This is a genomic window from Pseudomonas sp. 2822-17, assembly GCF_002742485.1.
Classification (GTDB): Bacteria; Pseudomonadota; Gammaproteobacteria; order Pseudomonadales; family Pseudomonadaceae; genus Aquipseudomonas; species Aquipseudomonas cyclaminis.
In genome coordinates, this window is the sequence record NZ_LJRZ01000454.1 from 1 (window position 1) to 213 (window position 213).

At 57.7% G+C, this 213-nt stretch carries 2 tRNA genes; both read right to left on the minus strand.

From position 1 onward, the window contains the following. Window positions 1-4 precede the first annotated feature (4 nt). Window positions 5-81 (minus strand) — tRNA-Asp (locus AOA60_RS16695). A 55-nt stretch (window positions 82-136) separates the two neighbouring features. Next, window positions 137-212 (minus strand) — tRNA-Val (locus AOA60_RS16700). Window position 213 lies beyond the last annotated feature (1 nt).

Sequence of the window (213 nt, forward strand, 5' to 3'; positions counted from 1 at the left end):
AATATGGCGCAGCGGACGGGACTCGAACCCGCGACCCCCGGCGTGACAGGCCGGTATTCTAACCGACTGAACTACCGCTGCGCGTCGGTGCAACCTTTAACGTTGCGTCTTACCCAAAGGTAAAACTCTCAAGAAGTGGTGGGTGATGACGGGATCGAACCGCCGACCCTCTGCTTGTAAGGCAGATGCTCTCCCAGCTGAGCTAATCACCCT